Here is a 20,239-nt window from a genome sequence, read left to right on the forward strand (position 1 = left end):
GATCTGGTAGGTGAGCGTATCGCCTACACTGACATCACCTGATCCGTCTTCATCAGCATTCGACAACAGGATCTTTTCAATTGTCTTTGATGGTGACGGGACCGGGATGCTCACCGAATCTGTCTCCGGTCCGGTCTGGTCACTGTCTGCAGTAGCTACATTGATTATGGTCAGACCAAGAGCGGACGACGGCACCACATAGTCCAGTGTACCTGTCTCACTGTCACCCACCGCTAGTAAGCCCACTCCGTCGCCTGCTAAATCAGTTAAAGTCACAGCAATAGTTACAGCACTATGCTGGTTGTGGTCTTCGAGTGTCACATTAGTCAGATTCACATTACCGGTATTATTCACCAAGTATGTGTACCGGATCGTGTCACCAGCCGATATGTCACCCGAGCCATCGGCATCAACAATCCACTCGTAGGTTTTTTCTATGGTCAATGACGGATCTGGCACAAAGACCTTCGTATTAGTAAATGTACAGGTAACTATCTCGCCCGAACCCAGGTCAATGGCGTTAGGATCGCTACCATCATCGCATGTGGCGCTGGTCAGTTCCCAGTATTCAGGCAATAATTCAGTAACATTATAAATGCCACTTTCCAGGCCATCACTCTCAAAAGGCGCATTCTGGTCTGTCAGACTGAAGGAGACGTCTACATTGCTAGGACCACCTGTTAAATTGAAATTGAAGCTTTGCGGATCTTCTGATGGATCGGTCACCTTGTCAACGATGATCTGTCCTAAGACTGTGATGTTCCCAATCCGGACTGCCTCACATCTACACTTTGACTTCGTACCCGGAAGGGTATCGTCTATACAAGTGCAACTGGGCTTATTAACTGACCCATCAGATGTCTGGATATCCCAGGACACGCAGGTACCGACATCGGCGATACCATCGCCATCTGAGTCTTGAGCAATGATGGTAATCGGGGTCAAGTTTCTATAAGTCGTCACCCCTTGTTCCAGGTCCCCACATGTGTCGTTAATGTCTTCCTCGTATTCCGCATTATAGAACGGTCCGTTGATCGGGTTATAGGTGCAATTTGGGGACTCATTTCTAGGGCAGAGCGGAGGAAGCAGGAATTCCCTGAAGCAACTGCCGTTCAAGGCATCCCCACCATCCAATGCCACGAAAAAACCTATGTCGTAGCGTTCACTTGCACCAGCTACCAATTCGGCTTGTAATGTGACCGTCATGGGTTCGCCTGCTATGACCGATGTTGGCCCGTCAATAACATTATAATGGGAGACACGAACGTCATTGGCAGTACACACGAGACCGTCAAGAGGGGATACATCATCCATACAGGTGTCGGCAAGTGCTCCTGGCGTCAGCACGCTTAACATCAGTAATAGCCCCAGAAGTACTACAGGCTTTCTATGTCCGGGTCGCAGAAACGCTATAATGCTATTCGTTAGTCTATTACTCAATACTCCAAGCATAATAGCCAGTGCCGTTATTGCTTTAGCTAATAAATTTCCAATAATGGTGTTCATAACTTATCTCCTATTATATATTCAGGTGTGTGAACTTACTTTTTTGTAATAGTTCAATACCAAATTATATTTCCACAATTATATATTTAGCATTTACTAGTATATAATGTTTTTTATATAAACTACCATATAATTTATAATGATGCGCATACTCATCATCATAAACTCTGTGATTTTTGAATAAATATATATATATGGGCTGTCCAACAATCAGGAAAATGCTCACTTCGTTCGCATTTTCTAAGCCCACAAGAAAGTAAATACTTCCCCATATGTTCATAAATCTTATAAAAAGAAGGCTAAATTAACCTTTAAATCGAAAAATAAAAAAAAATTATAGTATTTATTTAGCTCAATTATAGTTCTCGTATAGCTTGCGCACCGAGATTATTTGTCGGTTCCATTCCTGGATATCGAATACATGTATACCAGCAACCAAGACCATTTTTGATGTAAGTCACAGGCATCTTCAATTCATCAAAACCATTTAATTTATCGACAATATCTTCCAGTTTCTTTTCAAATAATGCTTGTGTGTGTCCGGATTATCCATTCAAGTCGTTATTTTTTCAGCTATTTGAAGAAAACTGTTGCAAAAAAACAGACCTAGATCACCCGCGCATCCCCCCAATCTTCCTTGCGATCTCCCTCACAATCCCGGACTTAACCCCCTTCTTATCCACCAGCACCCGTCCGCTGACCTTCCACCATGATTTCGGGTAAGCCTTATCCCTTTCCACCGTAGGGTTTAGCCCCAGTTCCTTTGCAGCCTGCACGATCTCCTTCAACTCAGGCGAGGTGATCGATATCTTCCTTGGTATGACACGCCCACCGCTTATACTATTGCCTTTATCAATATAAGCAGGCCATATCACATACTTATCCTTGTCTCTGAGCATAACACCAGTTATATCATTAATATGACATGAACGTTTTTACATCAAACGTGCGAGCTATGACCATCAAACCAGCCTTGGATCTGCAATCTCGCCTTTCAAAGCCGATGCAGCCGCAGTTTCAGGAGAGGCAAGATACAGCAGTCCCCCCTTCCCCATCCTGCCTTTGAAGTTGCGGTTGGACGTAGACACGCACACCTCACCTTCTGCCAGCACACCCAGATGGGCACCCAGGCATGGCCCGCAGCCCGGTGGTCCCAATGTAGCTCCAGCTTCGATAATACTGGAGATATATCCCATCTCAATAGCCTCAAGCAGCACAGTCCTTGAAGCAGGTATGACCACAGTACGAACAGCCACCTTTTTTCCCTTTAGTATCCGGGCTGCCGCTTCCAGGTCCTCCAGCCGGCCGTTGGTGCATGAACCGATAAAGACCTGGTCCACATTGATCCCTGCCACTTCATCCACATCACACACATTATCAACACTGTGGGGTTTTGCCACCTGTGGAGCCAGGCCATCAATATCCAGATTGATCTCTTCAATATAATCAGCAGCTTCATCTGCATATACAGGAGTATAGGCATCTATGGCCCGCCCTTTGAGGAACTCCCCGGTCTTTTTATCAGGTGGCACGATCCCTGCCTTCCCCCCCATCTCAATAGCCATATTGCACAGCGTCATCCTGCCCGAAATGCTCATCTCCTCAATGGCATTACCATAATATTCCATGGCCTTGTAGGTCGCACCATCAGCACCTACATGCTTGATCACATGTAGTGTCAGGTCCTTTGCAGACACTCGCTCTGCCATTTTTCCTTCAATAGTGATCCTCATGGTCTGAGGGACACGGAACCACAATCTGCCAGATGCAAATATCTCGGCCATATCAGTGGCACCCACACCTGTACCGAATGCGCCAAAGGCACCGTAGGTACATGAATGGGAATCTGCACCCACTATCAGCCTGCCGGGAAGGGCAAATCCCTGCTCAGGTAACACCTGGTGGCAGATACCTTCACCCACATCATACATGTTCGGGATGCCCTGCTGCTGCACCCACTGCCGGATGTCATGCTGCAGGTTGGCAGCCACATCAGTACTTGCAGGCACAATATGGTCAAACGGGATCACTATCCGTGCCGGGTCCCAGACTTTCTGCACTTCCATCTCCCTGAATGCCTTTACTGCCAGTACGCTGGTGCCGTCGTGTGCCATTGCACAGTCTACATCGGCAATCACAAAATCACCGGCACGGGCATCAGATTTCGATGCCCTGCTAAATATTTTTTCACTTATTGTTGCCAAAGGCGTTAACTCCGGTCTTCTGTTAGGATTGATAGTTTTATTTACGTATAGGAAAGTATACTTTCCCGTAGGTTTAGAAAATGCGAACTTAGTGAGCATTTTCTTGAGATATGTATTGAACATATCGATTACAAATAACAATTGTATTGTCGAAAAACTTACTTATCATGGGATTGAATAAATACCCCTACTCGTCAGGTGAAAACAAATGCAGTATTCCAGAAACAAACTGGTCGACCTTGTTGGAAAAAAACCAGGTGACATAGAGATATGTGATGTAACCTTAAGGGATGGTGAACAGACACCAGGTACAGCCTTTACCCTGAATGAAAAGAAAAATATAGCTCAGGGACTAGATAATATCGGTGTAGAAATAATCGAAGCCGGATTTCCAGTAGTATCCCACGTTGAGCGGGATACTGTAAGGGAGATTGCAAATATGGGTCTTAATGCAAAGATCTGCTGCTTATCCCGTTCTGTGATACCGGATATTGATGTTGCCATAGGTTGCGATGTGGATATCGTAAGCATATTCATTGCCACGTCTGACCTTCATTTGAAATATAAGTACCATAAGACATGTGCTGAAGCTACACTATGCGCATTTGATGCCCTGGAATATGCCAAAGATCACGGGCTTACGGTAAGGTTTGCTGCTGAAGATGCAACACGTACGGATATAAATGTCTTGAAAAGTGTGTTCAAGATGGCAGAAGAACGGCATGCCGATTATTTAAGTATAGCAGATACAGTAGGGATATTGAATCCCAGTACAACATATTATCTTGTCAGTGAGATAAAAAAAGAGATAAATGCCGATATCTGTATTCACTGCCATAATGACTTAGGGATGGCTACTGCCAACACCATCGCTGCTGCAGAAGCAGGAGCTAAACAGCTCCATACTACTGTCAACGGTCTGGGGGAGAGAGCAGGTAATGCTTCACTGGAAGAGTTACTTATGGCATTGATGGTCCAGTACGGCATTGAGCGGTATAATACCACAGATTTAACAAGGCTGTCAAGAATGGTAGTGGAATATTCCGGGGTAAAAATGGCAAAGAATAAGGCGGTGGTGGGTGAACATGCTTTTGCCCATGAGAGCGGTATCCACGTGGCCGCAATCCTGGAAGAGCCCAGCACATATGAACTGTTCTCTCCTGAACTGGTGGGAGGTAAGCGAAGCCTGATCATTGGCAAGCATACTGGTACCAAGGCATTGAAGGGAATCATCCATACGATGGGTTATGACCTGAACCATGACCAGTTATGCGACCTGCTTGAAAAGGTGAAGGACTGCACCCATGCCAAGAGGGGTATACCCTGCAAACGCCTTGACGATTTTATCCAGGAAATTATAGCAGGATGATAGAAGGTATAATGGCCGGATAATGACCAATTGATAACCGGATAATAACTGATTTTAATACTTTGTGCACGTTGCCCGGGCCAACATTACTGAAACACCATCTTTTCCAAGTTCTGTTTTTATTATCGTGGCCAGTTCATCCTCCCATGTATTCCTGATGTCAAGTATCAGTGTATCCGGTACAAGGGTCTGTACGACATTGGTCATATCAGGTACGTCCTGCCCACCGGTGAGGGCTGCAATATTATTCTGGAGTACAACTACAAGTACACTCTTATGATGGTGTACGGCCTCGATAAGCCCCTGCAGCCCTGTGTGTACAAGACCGAAGTCACCTACAAGTGCAATCCCCTTTTCAGCAAATCCTGTTGCCGTGGCAATGGAAGAACCCAGGGAATAGGCTATATCCACTACTTCCATAGGCGGCGGTGCAGTCCTTACCGAACACCCAAGGTCACCAGCCACAGGCACATCGAGGCTGCCAAGTACCTCATATAGTCCCAGGTACGGACAATCTTCACACGTGTTTTTAGAAAGTCCACCTGTGGTGGACGTTAAACCACGGCTTTTTCTTGTCTCAGGTTCGCACATCCTGCTGATCTTGTCCATGTCAATGTTTTCCAGTGCCAGAATAATGTCGCTGGCTTCGATTATACCATATCCTGTATGCCCGGTGAGCTTGCCAAGCACCCCACTACAGTATATCTGCTCTTCAATAACAGGTTCGGTCTCCTCGATCACCAGTATCCTTGAATGTTGCGCAATGAACTTGTTAATGATGGGTCTTGGAAGCGGGTTCACCTGGGTCAATGCCAGGTGTGAGATATTCCTGAATCTGTCAGCAGAGATGATCATTTCTACCAAGCTTGAGAGATAACCTGAAGAGATGATACCAATGCCTTTGCCACGCTGGTAAAGCCTGTGTGTACCTGCCATTGTACTCTCTTTTTCCATTAGCGGGTATGTTTCACAATGGAACCGCTGGTGTTTTCCTTTCATTGTAAAGGTCCAGGTGTCCCGGTCAAACTTTTGAAAATCACCAGTGGCGGCTGGAGTTCTCTTTACTGCCTCCTCCATACTGTTCAACCTGTCTGTCAAGCGTATGATCACAGGCGTGCGTACCTTTTCAGACAGCAGGAATGCGCGTCGCATCGAATTATATGCTGCCTCCGGGCCCGACGGGTCAAGCACCGGCACTTCTGCCAGCAGGCCGTAATACCGGGAATCCTGTTCGTTCTGGCTCTGCTTCACGCCCGGGTCGTCACCTGTCAGTATCACCAGGCCGGCCCCTATGGTGTGAGTAGCCGAAGTGATGAGCGGGTCGGCGAGTATGTTCATTCCTACGTGCTTGACTGTGACCAGTGAACGCCGGCCTGTGGCCGAAGCACCGAGTGCCGCTTCCAGTGCGACTTTTTCGTTAATGGACCAACGGGCATCCACACCGGACCCGAGCAGTAGTTTCATTATGCCGGTAATTGGATAGCCCGGAACCCCGGTTGCAAGAGAGATACCTGAATCAAGTGCGCCGAACACCAGGGCATGTGAGCCGGTAATAGGTTCTGACATTGGTGGCATATTTATGAGTGTTGATATTTAAGGATGGTTCTTAGAAAGCTTCAATATTGGAATATCAAGAATCTATTGGCTAACAGCGGGCAGGACATCGCTATGATCATAGATATTCCGGTTAATTATGCCATCGAAACGAGAATCAAAACTAAGAATTGTATCTATATCATACGTTTTTACAAGAGCGATCGAAGTGCAATCTGTAAAACTTAAACCCCTGCTGCAATATTCGTTGAAAATATCCCATGATTTGTTGAATACTTCTTCGTCCACCCTTAACAATATTACCCGCGGGGATTCAATGATCGCTTTTCCGATCGTTAATGAAATTTCAGCATTCCGTGTTCTGACACGTGCAAGAGTTACCGTTTCATCAAACACGTAATCTGATGTATAAACGGTTCCACCCCTGCCGCTCAATGCAAATTTCAACAAATGTACTGCTTCAGCATGGTGAGCATCATTTTTTGAATTCACGCCAAAGAATACGCACGAATCAATAAATATTGACAATTATTCACCGCCGTAAAGATATTCATCTATTTTTTTAGCGTCGGTTTTACCCATGTCAACAGGATTGTGCATTAATTCCCACAAAGCATCGTCTTCAATTGGTGTTTCTGGCCTTGATATGTGAGCAATAAAGTCATCTTCGTGGGCACTGGCATATTCGACAGCATCGTCAATTAACTGCTGCTGTGTCAACTTTAAATTCCTGAGTCTTAATCTGGACTGCATTTTTTCTATTCTGTTTTTTGTTCTTATTGGTATACGTGTTGGAATAGTTGACATTTAATTTGCCTCGTGGTATATGCTACATTGTAGTATTGTTACATATAATTTCTTGACAGTATATCTGGTATAACCGGATGTACTCCAAGTAAATCCAACCGCATAACGAATACTGTTTCATAAAGTCCCGATATAAAAATAAATCGAAAAATCCGAATATGGATGAAATTGGTGATGCAGCCTCTTCAATATAACGAGATTTGAAATGATGAACGAAACGATAACATTTATGTGAATGGAAATATTTGATTAATTATTCAAAATGGTGATCCAAGTTCCAATAATCAAACGCAAACTATTCAGCATCCTGCCTAAAATTAGCGAAATACTCTACTTTGAACCTGCAGTGATCCACACCTCTGCCTCCACTCCAATCCTCATTGTAGCAGACCTGCACGGCGACCTGGATGCCCTGCGTCTCGCTCTTCGCAAACGTACTGACCTTGGATGTGATACCGTGATCTTCCTGGGTGATTATATTGACCGGGGTCCTGCATCGCTGGATGTTCTTGAGTGGCTGTTCTCCCTAAAGATCAAGGAGCCTGATAAGGTCATCCTTTTGCGTGGTAACCATGAACTAAGGGAAACGAACCGGTTCGAGGGGCTGTTCAGGGACCTGGATTTCGATGAAGACCTGTATGCCAGGATCAACCAGGTCTTTGATGACATGCCGGTTGCTGCTGTGATCTCGAACCACACATTCTGCGTCCATGGTGGCATCCCGGGACCTGTGAAACTCCCGGAGATCACTAAGAAGGATACGTATCCGTTCGTATGGAACGACCCGTCCGGAGAGAGCGGGATCAATCAGTCACCCAGGGGACTCCGGATGCGAACCTTTGGCGAGGATGTTTTTGATGAGTTTCTCAGGGTCAATGGACTGGAGCGGATGGTCAGGGGGCACATGATACTTGAGGAGGGATACCGATGGTGGTTTGGAGGGAGGTTGTTGTCGCTGTTTTCGGTCCCGGATCATTGTGGGAGGGGGAATTTAGGGGCGGTTGGGGTTGTTGAGGAAGGTGGGGATATAGAGGTGGTTATGTTTGGTTAGGTTGGTGCCGCAAGAGATTTGCCTGTAATATAGGAGATTTAATCCGGGATAGGTTCGTATGAACTGATCTTATGGCCTACTTGAAAACAACCTGCCAAATTCAATTTATAGTCTCCCGCCAGATATATAGGATAATTATGGGAGAATTCGAACCGCTGATAAACGTACCATTATCCTTTCGGTAGACTTGTGAGGCAGGGCCGCTCCCTCTCCAGATGCCCGAAATAGACATGTCCTTGTTCTGGATTCCGTGTCACCCCCTGTCCACCATGCTGCTCACAATGCTCCAGGCCCCGCCGGTGGTATACCTGAATATATAGTGTGGGAAGTGGAGGGACCTATCGGTCATTTGGGAGTATAGTAAATACCGCAAACAATGAAATTACAAAAGGCAAGTGTCTTGAGTTCGAAAGCATGGACGATCTCTTTAGTAGCATAGAACAATGATTTACAAGATTATTGTACACCCGAGGGTTCAGAAATAATTGCAAAAATTGTTTAAAAATGATAAAGTTCGTTACGGTCATGTGAAAAAGAGACTTGAAATTCTTTCAGATAACCCGAAAATTGGGAAGCCTCTTCAAAATATTCTAAAATGGCTGCTTATCAGGTGCACAGGTCGGGCAGCAGGTTATAATGTATACATCAAGTTCAGGATTGCTTAATAAAGATTCAATTGGCTCATCATGAACCACACCCCGAACACCACCAAAAAACCACCGCACCCCATCAGCACTCGTTGATAAGTCCCCTCAGACATAAGCGACCTCCCCCTGCTTATCGCAGTAGACACGAAAGTGTACCAGCCCAGGTCTGCCATAAAGTGACCCAACAGGAATATAGAAGCAGCAAACAGGCTGGTCTCAAGCCCCATAAGAACCAGCCCCGTCCCTACTGTCAGCCACCACAGCCAGAAATACGGATGGGATACCGACGTGATCACACCGGCAGCAAATGGGCTCTTAAACACACTACTGTCCCCCGAAAAGGTGGCATGTTTCCCTTCCTTGAAAGTTAAGATACCGAACATAACCAGTACCGCACCTCCGATAACAGATATCCAGAGAATGGCACCTTGGGTTGCCAGGGTTGAAAACCCGGCCACTATAAAGATAAATAACATAACCTCGACCAGGGCATGGCCCGATACAACCAGGGGACCGCTTGTCCAGCCTTTCTTCAGGGAAGTTTCGATAGTAGCAAAGAGCATAGGTCCGGGTACAAGTGCACCGGTCAATCCAACACTAAAACCGATGCCCAGCATTTTTAGTATTTCTAACATTACCCGAAATCCTGTAAAAAAAGTTTATTTCCCGGATGTGAATGACATGATATCGTGTTTGATATGATCAAGAGTCTTCTTGATATATATTTTATCCACGCTACCAACATCCGGGATTGGACAGGCATAAAAAAATGCCCATCCTTGCAATATCTTTACAGTATTATCTCAATATCCAGTTGTTCTGCAAGTTCCTTATACCTGTTTCGGATAGTCACTTCCGTGACACCAGCTACTTCTGCCACTTCACGCTGGGTCCTGCGCTCGCCGCACAGGATGCTGGATATATAGATAGCAGCCGCAGCCACACCAGTAGGTCCACGTCCGGAGGTGAGTTCCTTCTCTGCCGCCTGCCTCAGGATCTCCACACCCTTGGACTGCACTTCACCATGCAGGTTCAGGCCAGAGCAGAACCTTGGGATATAGTCAATAGGTGACGTAGGCATGAGTTTCAGGCCCAGTTCCCTGGAAATGAACCGGTATGTACGGCCGATCTCCTTACGGCTGACCCTGGATACTTCAGCGATCTCGTCCAGCGTCCTTGGCACATTACACTGCCTGCAGGCTGCATACAGTGCAGAAGCAGCCACACCCTCAATACTCCGGCCCCTGATCAGGTTCATGTCAACAGCCTTGCGGTAGACCACAGCCGCAGTTTCCCGCACATTCCGGGACAGGCCCAGTGCACTGGCCATCCTATCCAGTTCTGATAATGCAAAGGCTAAATTCCTCTCAGTAGCATTGCTGACCCTGATGCGACGCTGCCATTTTCGTAGCCTGTACAGCTGGGCCCTGCTTTTTGATGATATTGATTTACCGTAAGAATCGCGGTTTCGCCAGTCGATCATGGTTGACAGGCCCTTGTCGTGAATGGTATAGGTCATGGGCGCGCCCACCCTGCTTCTCTTCATACGCTGGTCGTGGTCGAACGCTCTCCATTCCGGTCCCTGGTCAATGAACTCGGAATCGACCACAAGACCGCAATCATTACACACAAGTTCCGCCCGCTCATAATCCTGTACCAGACTGCGGCTACCGCACTCGGGACATTCCAGAGTAGGCTTCTCGAATGCTCCGACCTTTTCCTTTTCCTTTCTGAGCTTTATACTCTCACGTATTTTACTTCTCTCAGATCTCTCAACTTCTTTTTCTTTTTCTAATTCAGCCATTATTACTAATCCCTCTGCTTCAATCTTATTATTAATATAATATTGTCATTCATGTGAAAAACTGCAACCATTTTGCAATTATTTCACATATACGTGCTTGCCTTTGAAACCCCTCAGATTTTCTCCGGCCACATTCTTAAAAACTCTCACTGAAAAATACGGTTGGTCCACAGGTCCGAACACATCATTGACCTTTCCGATCTTCGTTTTTCTCCTGTCAAAGACCAGGTTATTTATCCTGAATAACTTCTTATTACCAGTCTTGTTTGTTTTATCCCCTCTGACGATTAAGTTTTTATGACTTGAAGTATGTAAAACCGTTCCTAATATTTTCAATAATACACCTCAACAAAAGTAACATAAATATGCTAGCGATATTATATAAAGTTATCGCAAGTACTATATTATCTGATATTTAACAGACTTAAAGGTTTTGAAAACAATACCTCTTGTGCATGTTTTTCACTTAACCCTGCACCCATAGCGATATTAAGCGCCTCACCATCAGTGACCAGGTCCCCTGGTGAATGGGAATCGGTACTAACTATCATATCTGCCCCAACCTCTTCAGCTATTCTTACCACATGACCGTTGGCCCGGTTATGCCCGCAGCGTGCGGAGATCTCCAGGCATACCCCAACATCTGCTGCCAGTAGTGCATCCTCCTTAGAGATCAATCCCGGGTGCGCCAGTATATCGGCCCCTGCCTCGATAGCAGCCCTGTTCGTCCCGGTCAGCACAGGCTCGACAAGTGTTTCCCCGTGTACCACAACTATCTCAGAGCCCAGTTCACGTGCAAGATCAACCAATGCCTGTATCTTCTGCGGGGGCACATGGGTTATCTCAACTCCTGCAAGTACCTGGATATCCCATACCTCTTCAAGATACCTGGCTTTCTTGATCCCGGAAAGTACATGCTCGATATTAGTGAAATCTACATGGTCCGTAATTGCAATGGCAGTATAGCCATGGACCACGGCCCTGCGAACAAGTTCGCTTGGAAGCAGTTCACCGTCGCTGAATATTGAATGGGTATGAAGATCTATCATTGTCATTTCCATTTATATCATAATTCATTTTATACTTATCGTAAAAGCATTAGAAAAACTTTTGAATCAGTAGAATCATTTATAAGTTATGACTGGCCCGCTGGACAGAAAACGTTTCACTCTTATTGTGGGTATCGTGGTTATAGCAGTTGCTCTCTTGATCATATATCTTTCATGGGTATTCGTAAATGTGATCATATTGAGCATATTCGGCGCATTCATATTGCGTCCCCTGGATAAAAAGCTTCGAAAAATTACCAGGATCAAGAACCGGCAGATCTCAGCGATCCTGACCATCACTATCGTAGCATTGATTTTTACAGGCTTGTTCCTGAACATCATATTTATCCTGGGCTCGGAACTGGCAAAATTCCAGCCTGATGTCCTGCAAACCGACATAAATATGCTGATAGATTATGGCATGGAACTAATGGGCAAGTACATCCCGGATACCATACAGGAAAATATGAAGTCCAATCTTTCCAGTTCGGCATCTTCTGCCATACTGTTCATAATTAGCATTGCCCAGCATGTTGTATTGAATTTCATATCCAATATTGCGATCTTTGCCATGCAACTGGGAGTAGTGATATTTTTACTTTATTACCTGCTCATCGACGGCGAGAATATAGTTGAGACATTCATTCATATCCTGCCTTCCAACAGGGTAGAGATCATCAGGGAATTTCTGCAGCACCTGAACAGTATATATAACAGCCTTTTCAATGTTTACCTGATCGTTTGCGTGTTGACCGGTATAATCGGCGGCATCGGCCTGATGCTTATCGGTGTACCATATCCTATAATGTGGGGCGCTGTCATTGCAGTCCTGGCCCTGCTGCCGATCGTGGGACCGGGCACATTCTATGTACCGGCAGCCATCTATTATTACATTGTCAATGAACCGGTAAAAGCCGTGGTGATCGTAATATTTGGCTGGTTGTTCCTTGAGACCATTCCCGGCAACATTATCAGGCCCAGACTGATGATGCAAAGTGGAAATATCCATCCAATCATAACACTGCTGTCCTTTACTGCCCCCCTGTTCGTGGTCGGTGCCATGGGGATAATAATCGGCCCTGCAGCTTACGGTTTCATGCTTGCTTTATACAGGACATATACGGGACTCGAGGTAATAACTAAACCTGGAAACCAGGAGATCGAAGAAAAGGCTGGGACCCAAGTAGAGGATGAAAACCAACTTGGAGATAAAACTCAACCCGGAGATGAAATCAAACCTGGAGATAAAACACAACCTGAGGATAAAACCTAAACTGAAGATAAAACACAACCAGAGGATAAAACCTAAACTGAAGATAAAACACAACCTGTGGATAAAACCTAAACTGAAGATAAGACCTAAACTGAAAATAAAACCAAATGATGAAGTTTAGGGCTTAACAACCTCATTTTTCAAAGTACCCACATTCTCTATCTCTATCTCCACCGTATCCCCTGGATAAAGCTGACCCACACCCGCAGGCGTGCCGGTAGCTATGACATCACCCTTTTCCAGTGTCATGATATGGGATATAAATTCTATCAGTGCCGGGATATCAAAAATCATATTATTTACACTGGAATCCTGCCTTAACTGACCGTTGACCCTGGAGCGTATGTATGCAGTTGATATGTCCACACTTTCAGCCCTGACCACAAACGGACCTAATGGGGCAAAAGTATCAAAGCTCTTAGCTCTGGTCCACTGACCATCTGCCTTTTGGATATCGCGAGCCGTTACATCGTTAAAACAAGTATATCCCAGTATCACGTCACCTGCTTGCATGGCAGATACGTTCCTGCACCTCTTACCGATCACAACTGCCAGTTCTGCTTCATAATCCACATGCTGGGATTCAGGAGGATAGACGATCATATCACTATGCCCGATAATAGCAGAAGGAGGTTTCAGGAAGATAATAGGATGACCGGGCAGTTTCATTTCCAGTTCCCGGGCATGGTCTATATAATTCAATCCCACACATACGATCTTGCTAGGTGTCACAGGGGGTAGTACCTCCAATTCATCCAGGGTATAAGTATCACAATACATCCCCCGTTCCACGACAACTCTTTCACCTTCTACAGTGCCGGTGAAAACCTCATCACCAAACCTGAATCTGCCTATCATATTATTACACTACCTATCACACTACAATAAATCAACTAAATATTTAAAACATTATCTTCTTTCCTGTGGCATCCCTGTGGTACTTTCCCAATTCACTTTTAATGAGCAGATCACCACTTAACACCGGGCCGTCCCTGCATACCCTCAGACCTGATGGATCAATGGTACATGCGCCGCATACACCGATACCACACTTGAAATACCTGTGAAGACTTAATTGTGCCATTGCCTCAAGCCCTGCTGCCCGGAGAATATCCAGCACGCTTTTCATCATCAACTCCGGACCGCAGATATAGAACTGGTCAAACCCGGCCAGGTTGAACAGCTCCATTGCTCCTGTTATAAACCCGTGATGACCTTTACTTCCATCGTCAGTAGCTATACTGATCGCACCGCATTTTAAGAAATGCTCCTCAAAAAGCAGTTCATCCGCTGTCCTGGCTCCTATCAGGGTAGTAACATCCAGGTCTCTTGAATGGGCTTGCAGCGCCAGTGGCAGCAAGGGTGCACCACCCACACCGCCTGCAATGATCATTATCTTATTACCTTTCCCAGCCCCATCCTCTTCTCCGTCACCTTCTTTTTCTTCTCTGTCCCCTTTTTCTTTCACTTCAAATCCATTCCCGAACGGCCCCCTGATGCCAATACTATCGCCCACTTCCAGCCGTGACAGTGCCTCAGTAGCCTTGCCCACACTCTGCACAGTGATGCTACCCGGGTGTGACAGGGCCATCGGGATTTCATCCAGGCCCCGAACCCATACCATTACGAACTGGCCGGGTGCAGCATCCGGTTCAATATCGGTCCTGAGAGTAATTATGGTAGGGGTCTCCCTGATAATCTCTGTTATTATCACATTTACAGGTCTCACGGTTCCACCTTCCTGTGGGCAAGTCCGATTATATCGTCCAGGCAATGATCATTGGCCTTCAGGTAAGCGGACAATCCACTGGTAATCTCACTGAAAATATTAACATTATCATGAACGGCAGAGCCAACCTGTACCGCCGAAGCCCCAGCCATCATCATCTCCACTGCATCCTGCCAGCTTCCGATACCTCCCACACCAATGACAGGGATGTCCAGTGCTTTATACAGGTCATATACGCATTTTACAGCCACCGGACGTACTGCAGGGCCGGAAAGGCCACCGTACAGGTTGCCAAGTATCGGATACCCGCTATGGATATCTATAGCCATGCCCCGTACCGTATTGATAGCAACAACAGCATCGGCTCCACCCCTGCTCGCAGCCTCACCGATCTCCACTATATCTGTGACATTCGGGGTGAGCTTGACCCACACCGGTACATCGGTTGTCCGTTTGGCAGCCCTGGTGATCTCTTCCACCAGTACCGGGTCAGTACCAACTACAGTTCCGTAACCACTGGCATGGGGGCAGCTTACATTTAATTCGTAGGCACTGGCACCTTTGAGTCCGATAATTATTTCTACAAACTCATCCGGATGTGCCCCGAAAACGCTGGCGATCACAGGAACACCGCCTTCACTGGCAATCGAAAGTTCTTTCCTGAAATCCCTGTAAGACGGATTTGGCAGGCCCATTGCATTCAGGAACCCACAATCCAGTTTGAGCATAGTAGGATTCGGGTGGCCTTCCTTAGGCTCGGAGCCTATGGACTTTGTGACCACAGCACCCGCACCTTCCCCAGTCATACGTTTCAGTGAGGCACCTGTGGTGCCAAGAACGCCTGCCGCCAGTATGGTCGGGGTTTCCAGTTCAAGCCCGGTAAGTTGTATCGAAAGATCGGTTGAGGACATACTATCCATAGACCTCGTCAACTGTATATCCGTTATGCACAACCTTTGAAATTTTACCTACCAGAACGGCCGGGTCATCTGCCTGGAATACGTTCCTTCCTATTGCCACACCCCGCCCGCCTGACTGTATTGAATCATATACCATCTGCAAAAGGTCACGCTCAGTCTCCATCCTGGGTCCTCCGGCTACAACTATTGGTACAGGACAGCCGTCAACCACTTCCCTGAATGAATCCGGGTCACCGGTATAATTTGTCTTGACAATATCTGCGCCAAGTTCGGCACCTACCCGGGCCGCATGCCTGACGTACTCTACATCATGTTCGGAATCAACCTTTGGTCCCCTTGGATACATCATTGCCACAAGGGGCATACCCCATTCATCGCATTTGCTGGCGATCATGCCCAGTCCCTTCAACATCTCTGCTTCATCCTCGGCACCAATGTTAACATGTACCGATACTGCATCTGCTCCCACTTTTATTGCCTCTTCCACTGATGTGACCAGTACCTTATGGTTAGGGTCAGGGCCCAGTGAAGTGGACGCTGACAGGTGTATGATCAGTCCCACATCCCTGCCGTAACCACGGTGGCCGTACTTGGGTAAGCCCATGTGTCCCAGTACAGCATTGGCGCCGCCTTCTGCCACTTTGTTCACCATTTTCGACAGGTCGGTCAATCCTTTAATGGGACCTGCACCAACACCATGATCCATGGGAATAATGATTGTCCGAAGAGTTTCCCTGTCAAAAATCCGTTCCATCCGTACCAATTTCCCAATGTTTAGAGACCTTATGACATTTGTTTGCATGTGTTCCACCTGGAAATATTCAAGGTTCTGATTGTACTTATTTATTTAGATTCCAGTGAATATTGTCTCCCGCTAAACTTATGAGAATTCGGACTGCAGATAAATGTAGATAACGCATCCATTAAAAAAAGTCGGGGAATAAAATCTGTATTGGTCATTGTTTATATTATCTGCTACAGAGAGCACAGAACGTTATTGTTTTCTCTGTGGTTATAAACCGTTCCAGGAAATAATAATAAGTCTCCCATTTATGCTACAATAGTCTCACTTCATCGAGAAAAGCGGGCCTATTCTTCAATTCTGATCTAAGCTATGAAAAACGTTCTGTCCACTCAATTTAATCTTTTAAGATATCCATGTAGATACTTTTTACCTTTTTTAGGTTTTTTGCTGCATCCTGGTAAGTTCTTCTATTCCCGCCCGGGATGTTTCTATAGGCTTTTTGCCAGTAATACTTGATGACCTTTTCAGGGAAATCGTATTCCAATTTATCTGCAAACTCATCAAAACCATCATCATTTAAAAGTCCCAGCCTGCCTCTGGGAGAGCCCTGATTTAAAATTGATTCGATGACCGTTTCTTTCATATTTTTGTCCAGACATATCCGCAAATAATCATTAAGGTCTTTTTCTTTGATCTTATTGACAATTTCAGGCTCGATGGATTTCCAGTCCTGGTCTTTCAGGAATTCTTTCATTCTCTTATACTCATTATAATAGCTGCTATGCCAACTGGTAAACCCAAACGATTCCAGCAGAGTTTCTTTTGCGTTCTTGTAGTCTCCCATTAATTTATAATGTACAAACAACCGATCCAGCATATTCTTTTCTTCACTTTGGCGGGATAATGCTGTATGTACAATCCGCTCCAGGTTGGAAGTATCTCCTTTTTTGGCAAAGTGTTCTGACAGGAATTCAAATAGCTCAGTAAGTCTTCCTTCACCTTTTAATATGCCCTCTTCTGCCGTTTCCAGTGCTTTTGGCAAGTCTCCCTTTTCATCATAATATTTAACCAGGTCCCAATAATCCATGCCATATTGAAGGTTTTTCATGCGCTCTTTAAGGTAAGCTTCGTCATCGTGAAGATATTTTTTCTGAATATTCATAATCAGTTTTTTTCTCCAGTTAGATGGGTGCTCATCAAGTTTTTTCACTAAATATTCCCATTCTTCCTTTGTCTGGCAGATTTCAAAGAAAATATCCATTAATCTATCATCAAAACCAGAGTTATGGTAGTTGTATTCTTCAAAAGCTTCGTCCAAAAATTCGAGTTTGGCATTGGCAGTTATATTTCCCACTTCTATCAGTTCAGAAATATTGTTCAGGTAACCGTATGCTTCGTATTCAGCATCTTCTGGTCCGCCGCCATACCCATTAAACTCTGAGATTATACGTCTGGCATCTTCCCAGTATTCGAACAAGAGGTTATCATCTAAAGATGCCAGATCGCCATTCGCATCTGTTTTTGGTGCGGTTTTTTGTTTTTTTTCTTTGAACCATTCCAGGATCAACTGGTATAATTCAGGTTTTTTTTCCATCAGGTTTTCTCCCAGGTCGCATAGATCTGTGTTATCAAGAGACCGCAATCTTTCATCTAACGGGAAATCTACGGGTTGGTTATTTTTTTCTGCTGTCATTATGATTTCCTTAACAAGCGGTGTATTGTTCGTGATTCTTTGTTGCTATCATTCATAATACTTTTCAATATGTGCATTCTGGAAAGACTTTTCGTTTTATACTTTTTCAAGATTATTATAGACGATAAAACCACAAATCTTATTGTGTTTCATTTTGTTCTTAATATAAAAAATTTTAGTGGTAAAATTGGCTCAATTGACTCTTAATTATCTGCAAAATCGAAATCTGTTTTCCAATCATTATCTTGAATCGCTTATTAAAGATAGCCCTGAGTGGAATGAAGACGTGGGTCAGGCATTTGCACGGGCCAGGGAAATCTATGACAGCAGAAGAGATAGCTGGAAGAACCTTGATGAATCCATGCTTGAGAATCCGACCAATTACAGAAACCTCCAGGAATGGTATGAGGAATCGAGGGATAAATTGCAGCCACTCATGGGTAGAATCGAGGCTACGGATAGGCTTATCGACCAGATAGTCTACAGGTTGTACGGGCTGAGCGATGAGGAAATAAAGATTGTAGAGGAAAGCATCTGAAGAAACAAATAATAAAGAGATGTGGTCATGACAGAACCTAATGATTTAATGTTTGAGGTGACAACACCCCTTGGTTTTAAAGTTACTACCTCAAGAAACTACTGGGAATATATTATCACTGTGAAACATCCAATAGTAAAAGGTATGGAATCTGATGTAATTGACACGTTGAAAAATCCAGATTTCATCCGTCAGAGTAAAACAGATGAAAATGTCCATATGTTTTACAGGAATATAAAATACCACAATAAGAACTATCATATGTGTGTAGTAACAAATAATAGTCAAGGATTCATCATTACAGCTTACATCACAGATAGAATAAAAGAAGGTGTCCAGATATGGAAAAAATAAAAGTCATCATCAACCGGGAATCAAACACACTTGATGTATGGTTCGATGAACCTGAAAAGGAATTCATCTGTGAGGAAACAGGAGACGAAGTGATACTCAAAAAGGATAAGGACAATAGGGTAATTGGATTTGAAAAGCTAAATTTGCTCATTGACAAAAATGTAAATGTACCAATAGAAGTAACAGCCACATAAATTTGTATGGCAAATATAAAAAATAAACTTTCAAATCTGCTAAAATCGTCTTAAAATTATTATCAGCCGCATCTCCTTCCCACCCACGCCGACCGCCGCACCGTCTTTGTGGATGAGGCAAAAGCACTCTACACCCAATACCTGGACACACCCGCAGAGCTCGCCCTCCTGCTGGACTTCGTAGGTGAGCGGCTGGGTGCCAAGCCGGAGGAGAGCGATGTGGTACACGACCTGCTCGCACATCTGGCAGAGCGCATGATAGACATGAACAAGGAGAAGAATGCTGAGATAAAAGCATTCTTGGGCTGACTGAGGAAGAAATAGTAGTTATTCACTTTTAATAATTTAAAAAAAGTATTTATCCTAAAGATGATAATAACATATTAGGTTGAAAAACAATGATGAAAAATAACATTTTATTAAGAGACATTATGACAAGGGGGGTAACTTCGGTTCCCATGGATATCACCCTCAGAGAAGTTGCAAAAATAATGGTTGACCAGGACGTTTCTGGCGTAGCAGTTACAGACCATAACGGGGAAATTATGGGATTTATCACAGAAATGGACATGTTGCATGTAGTTGTCGATAAATCACTGCTGGATAACACTGCCGAAGCAATAATGACGACTTCGTTAAAATCGATTAGCCCTTCCACTGATCTGGAAAATGCTTCCAAAGTCATGCTGGACGCACGTATTCACAGACTGATCATACTATCCGAACAAGGTATGGGGGCATCAGACCGTCCTGTGGGTATTCTAAGTGCCAGTGATATCATCAGGCAACTGACGCTGTAAGG

Annotated in this window: 22 protein-coding genes and 1 pseudogene; 8 read left to right on the forward strand and 15 right to left on the reverse strand. The window is 44.9% G+C overall.

Annotated elements, in window-relative coordinates:
- The 3 genes from HF974_07855 to HF974_07865 form a co-directional block, all read right to left on the reverse strand.
- The coding region (locus tag HF974_07855; protein MBC2698233.1) for a hypothetical protein at nt 1–1,506 on the reverse strand (1,506 nt) is incomplete at its 3' end.
- Nucleotides 1,507–2,117: 611 nt separating this feature from the next.
- A complete protein-coding gene (locus HF974_07860; GenBank protein MBC2698234.1) occupies nt 2,118–2,405 on the reverse strand; it encodes a signal recognition particle protein Srp19 in 288 nt (95 codons plus the stop codon).
- Between the two features lie 63 nt (nt 2,406–2,468).
- Entirely contained in the window at nt 2,469–3,710 is a 1,242-nt protein-coding gene (locus tag HF974_07865; protein MBC2698235.1) for a 3-isopropylmalate dehydratase large subunit, read from the reverse strand.
- Between the two features lie 208 nt (nt 3,711–3,918).
- On the opposite strand from HF974_07865, the gene aksA reads away from it, so the two are divergent.
- Nucleotides 3,919–5,079, forward strand: a complete 1,161-nt coding sequence (gene aksA, locus HF974_07870) for a homoaconitate hydratase (GenBank protein MBC2698236.1) — start codon at nt 3,919–3,921, stop codon at nt 5,077–5,079.
- Between the two features lie 54 nt (nt 5,080–5,133).
- Here aksA and HF974_07875 read toward each other — a convergent pair whose 3' ends face one another.
- The 3 genes from HF974_07875 to HF974_07885 form a co-directional block, all read right to left on the reverse strand.
- A complete protein-coding gene (locus HF974_07875) occupies nt 5,134–6,654 on the reverse strand; it encodes an indolepyruvate ferredoxin oxidoreductase subunit alpha (GenBank protein MBC2698237.1) in 1,521 nt (506 codons plus the stop codon).
- 63 nt (nt 6,655–6,717) lie between these two features.
- The gene (locus HF974_07880; protein ID MBC2698238.1) at nt 6,718–7,161 is read right to left on the reverse strand and encodes a type II toxin-antitoxin system VapC family toxin; all 444 of its coding nucleotides are present in this window, start codon (nt 7,159–7,161) and stop codon (nt 6,718–6,720) included.
- Nucleotides 7,162–7,440 (reverse strand): hypothetical protein, encoded by a 279-nt coding sequence (locus HF974_07885; GenBank protein ID MBC2698239.1) that lies wholly within the window; start codon nt 7,438–7,440, stop codon nt 7,162–7,164.
- Nucleotides 7,441–7,702: 262 nt separating this feature from the next.
- On the opposite strand from HF974_07885, the gene HF974_07890 reads away from it, so the two are divergent.
- Nucleotides 7,703–8,491, forward strand: a complete 789-nt coding sequence (locus HF974_07890; protein MBC2698240.1) for a serine/threonine protein phosphatase — start codon at nt 7,703–7,705, stop codon at nt 8,489–8,491.
- Between the two features lie 661 nt (nt 8,492–9,152).
- On the opposite strand, the gene HF974_07895 is transcribed toward HF974_07890, so the two are convergent.
- The 4 genes from HF974_07895 to HF974_07910 form a co-directional block, all read right to left on the reverse strand.
- A complete protein-coding gene (locus HF974_07895; protein ID MBC2698241.1) occupies nt 9,153–9,773 on the reverse strand; it encodes a LysE family transporter in 621 nt (206 codons plus the stop codon).
- A gap of 155 nt (nt 9,774–9,928) precedes the next feature.
- Entirely contained in the window at nt 9,929–10,942 is a 1,014-nt protein-coding gene (locus HF974_07900) for a transcription initiation factor IIB (protein MBC2698242.1), read from the reverse strand.
- A 78-nt stretch (nt 10,943–11,020) separates the two neighbouring features.
- Entirely contained in the window at nt 11,021–11,278 is a 258-nt protein-coding gene (locus tag HF974_07905; GenBank protein ID MBC2698243.1) for an H/ACA RNA-protein complex protein Gar1, read from the reverse strand.
- Between the two features lie 68 nt (nt 11,279–11,346).
- Complete coding sequence (locus HF974_07910; protein MBC2698244.1) at nt 11,347–11,991, reverse strand: histidinol phosphate phosphatase domain-containing protein; 645 nt, start codon at nt 11,989–11,991, stop codon at nt 11,347–11,349.
- 88 nt (nt 11,992–12,079) lie between these two features.
- Here HF974_07910 and HF974_07915 point away from each other — a divergent pair, with 88 nt between their 5' ends.
- The gene (locus HF974_07915) at nt 12,080–13,264 is read left to right on the forward strand and encodes an AI-2E family transporter (GenBank protein ID MBC2698245.1); all 1,185 of its coding nucleotides are present in this window, start codon (nt 12,080–12,082) and stop codon (nt 13,262–13,264) included.
- Nucleotides 13,265–13,381: 117 nt separating this feature from the next.
- On the opposite strand, the gene HF974_07920 is transcribed toward HF974_07915, so the two are convergent.
- The 5 genes from HF974_07920 to HF974_07940 all read right to left on the reverse strand — a co-directional run bounded on the left by HF974_07920 (nt 13,382) and on the right by HF974_07940 (nt 18,351).
- Nucleotides 13,382–14,122, reverse strand: coding sequence for a fumarylacetoacetate hydrolase family protein (locus HF974_07920; GenBank protein ID MBC2698246.1), 741 nt, complete (start codon nt 14,120–14,122; stop codon nt 13,382–13,384).
- 43 nt (nt 14,123–14,165) lie between these two features.
- A complete protein-coding gene (locus tag HF974_07925; GenBank protein MBC2698247.1) occupies nt 14,166–14,993 on the reverse strand; it encodes a dihydroorotate dehydrogenase electron transfer subunit in 828 nt (275 codons plus the stop codon).
- Nucleotides 14,990–15,904: a dihydroorotate dehydrogenase gene (locus tag HF974_07930; protein ID MBC2698248.1), complete on the reverse strand. Its 915-nt coding sequence runs from the start codon at nt 15,902–15,904 to the stop codon at nt 14,990–14,992. The genes HF974_07925 and HF974_07930 overlap by 4 nt, the downstream gene beginning before the upstream one ends.
- A 1-nt stretch (nt 15,905) precedes the next feature.
- Nucleotides 15,906–16,715 carry a class I fructose-bisphosphate aldolase family protein gene (locus tag HF974_07935; GenBank protein ID MBC2698249.1) on the reverse strand — a complete coding sequence of 270 codons (810 nt, stop codon included), beginning with the start codon at nt 16,713–16,715 and terminating at the stop codon, nt 15,906–15,908.
- 337 nt (nt 16,716–17,052) lie between these two features.
- Nucleotides 17,053–18,351 (reverse strand): hypothetical protein, encoded by a 1,299-nt coding sequence (locus tag HF974_07940; protein ID MBC2698250.1) that lies wholly within the window; start codon nt 18,349–18,351, stop codon nt 17,053–17,055.
- A gap of 442 nt (nt 18,352–18,793) precedes the next feature.
- On the opposite strand from HF974_07940, the pseudogene HF974_07945 reads away from it, so the two are divergent.
- From HF974_07945 to HF974_07965, 5 genes and pseudogenes are all read left to right on the forward strand, one after another.
- Nucleotides 18,794–18,889: pseudogene (locus HF974_07945) on the forward strand (restriction endonuclease).
- A gap of 27 nt (nt 18,890–18,916) precedes the next feature.
- On the forward strand, nt 18,917–19,243 hold the full coding sequence (locus tag HF974_07950; GenBank protein MBC2698251.1) for a DUF4258 domain-containing protein: 327 nt from the start codon (nt 18,917–18,919) through the stop codon (nt 19,241–19,243).
- Nucleotides 19,231–19,437: a DUF2283 domain-containing protein gene (locus HF974_07955; protein ID MBC2698252.1), complete on the forward strand. Its 207-nt coding sequence runs from the start codon at nt 19,231–19,233 to the stop codon at nt 19,435–19,437. The genes HF974_07950 and HF974_07955 overlap by 13 nt, the downstream gene beginning before the upstream one ends.
- A gap of 108 nt (nt 19,438–19,545) precedes the next feature.
- A complete protein-coding gene (locus HF974_07960) occupies nt 19,546–19,746 on the forward strand; it encodes a hypothetical protein (GenBank protein ID MBC2698253.1) in 201 nt (66 codons plus the stop codon).
- A 122-nt stretch (nt 19,747–19,868) separates the two neighbouring features.
- Entirely contained in the window at nt 19,869–20,237 is a 369-nt protein-coding gene (locus HF974_07965) for a CBS domain-containing protein (protein ID MBC2698254.1), read from the forward strand.
- Nucleotides 20,238–20,239 lie beyond the last annotated feature (2 nt).

The sequence above is a fragment of the ANME-2 cluster archaeon genome (assembly GCA_014237145.1).
Lineage (GTDB): Archaea > Halobacteriota > Methanosarcinia > Methanosarcinales > Methanocomedenaceae > Methanocomedens_A.

What these genes read in the sequence shown, in the direction of transcription:
- HF974_07950 (MBC2698251.1), top strand. Translation starts at nt 18,917, where the DNA reads ATGACAGAACCTAATGATTTAATGTTTGAGGTGACAACACCCCTTGGT.
- HF974_07920 (MBC2698246.1), bottom strand. Translation starts at nt 14,122, where the DNA reads ATGATAGGCAGATTCAGGTTTGGTGATGAGGTTTTCACCGGCACTGTA.
- HF974_07940 (MBC2698250.1), bottom strand. Translation starts at nt 18,351, where the DNA reads ATGACAGCAGAAAAAAATAACCAACCCGTAGATTTCCCGTTAGATGAA.
- aksA (MBC2698236.1), top strand. Translation starts at nt 3,919, where the DNA reads ATGCAGTATTCCAGAAACAAACTGGTCGACCTTGTTGGAAAAAAACCA.
- HF974_07930 (MBC2698248.1), bottom strand. Translation starts at nt 15,904, where the DNA reads ATGTCCTCAACCGATCTTTCGATACAACTTACCGGGCTTGAACTGGAA.
- HF974_07910 (MBC2698244.1), bottom strand. Translation starts at nt 11,991, where the DNA reads ATGATAGATCTTCATACCCATTCAATATTCAGCGACGGTGAACTGCTT.
- HF974_07935 (MBC2698249.1), bottom strand. Translation starts at nt 16,715, where the DNA reads ATGCAAACAAATGTCATAAGGTCTCTAAACATTGGGAAATTGGTACGG.
- HF974_07860 (MBC2698234.1), bottom strand. Translation starts at nt 2,405, where the DNA reads ATGCTCAGAGACAAGGATAAGTATGTGATATGGCCTGCTTATATTGAT.
- HF974_07955 (MBC2698252.1), top strand. Translation starts at nt 19,231, where the DNA reads ATGGAAAAAATAAAAGTCATCATCAACCGGGAATCAAACACACTTGAT.
- HF974_07900 (MBC2698242.1), bottom strand. Translation starts at nt 10,942, where the DNA reads ATGGCTGAATTAGAAAAAGAAAAAGAAGTTGAGAGATCTGAGAGAAGT.
- HF974_07885 (MBC2698239.1), bottom strand. Translation starts at nt 7,440, where the DNA reads ATGTCAACTATTCCAACACGTATACCAATAAGAACAAAAAACAGAATA.
- HF974_07875 (MBC2698237.1), bottom strand. Translation starts at nt 6,654, where the DNA reads ATGCCACCAATGTCAGAACCTATTACCGGCTCACATGCCCTGGTGTTC.
- HF974_07965 (MBC2698254.1), top strand. Translation starts at nt 19,869, where the DNA reads ATGACAAGGGGGGTAACTTCGGTTCCCATGGATATCACCCTCAGAGAA.
- HF974_07895 (MBC2698241.1), bottom strand. Translation starts at nt 9,773, where the DNA reads ATGTTAGAAATACTAAAAATGCTGGGCATCGGTTTTAGTGTTGGATTG.
- HF974_07890 (MBC2698240.1), top strand. Translation starts at nt 7,703, where the DNA reads ATGGTGATCCAAGTTCCAATAATCAAACGCAAACTATTCAGCATCCTG.
- HF974_07915 (MBC2698245.1), top strand. Translation starts at nt 12,080, where the DNA reads ATGACTGGCCCGCTGGACAGAAAACGTTTCACTCTTATTGTGGGTATC.